Source organism: Roseateles sp. P5_B10, from assembly GCF_056400485.1.
In genome coordinates this window covers 1-875 of the sequence record NZ_JBFULE010001355.1, presented here as the reverse complement: position 1 = coordinate 875, position 875 = coordinate 1, and the positions used below count along the sequence as shown (strand labels likewise).

The following is an 875-nucleotide window of genomic DNA, read 5'->3' as shown; positions in this document are numbered from 1 at the left end:
GCCTGGACTTCAAGGCCTCCAAGGCGCTGACGAAGCTGGCGGGCGGCGACCTGGCCGTGGCCATCGGCGGCGAGTACCGGCGCGAGAAGCAGAACTACCACCAGTCCGACGCGCTCAAGCAGGACCTCATCCTCGGCGAGACCACGCAAGGCCCCGACTCCGACTTCGGCAAGTCGCGCAAGGTCGGTGCCGTGTTCGGCGAGCTCAGCGCGCCCATCACCAAGCAGCTGGAGCTGTCGGCCGCGCTGCGCTATGAGCACTACCAGGTCAGCGGCGGCGCAGCCAGCCCCAAGCTGGGCCTGAAATACGTGCCGATGCCGGAGCTGCTGCTGCGCGCCTCCATCGGCAAGGGCTTCCGCGCGCCCAGCCTGTCGGACCTGTACCGCCCCGTCACCGAAGGCAATTCGGCCACGCTGGTGGACCCGGTCTGCCTGGCAGCCGACCCCACCAATACGCCCACCGACTGCTCGGACATCTGGGTCACGCGCAACTTCAGCAATGCCAAGCTCAAGCCCGAGAAGTCGCGCCAGTATTCGCTGGGCATCGTCTTCGAGCCCCGGCGCGGCGTCAGCCTCAATGCCGACTACTGGAACATCGAGAAGACCAACCTGATCAGCACACTGGGCGTGGACGTCATCCTGGGCAACCTGGCCAAGTACGGCAGCCTGGTCCACCGCGATGAAGACGACGCCATCGAGGCCGTCGACCTCTTCAAGGAGAACCGCGGCAAGCAGCGCATCTCCGGCCTGGACCTTGGCGTGAACCTGAGCGGCCTGAAGACCGGCTTCGGGCAGTTCGGCCTGCGCATCAACGGCACGCTGACGCTGAAGTCGCAGCAGCAGACCGGCGACGGCGACCCCTTCGTCAGCAACCTG

The 875-nt window shown here is 66.6% G+C and carries 1 protein-coding gene; it reads left to right on the top strand.

All coding sequences use genetic code 11. The features are described from left to right. Positions 1-875 (top strand): TonB-dependent receptor (locus AC1DU6_RS33285; RefSeq protein ID WP_477862602.1); only part of this gene is annotated, 875 nt, incomplete at both ends.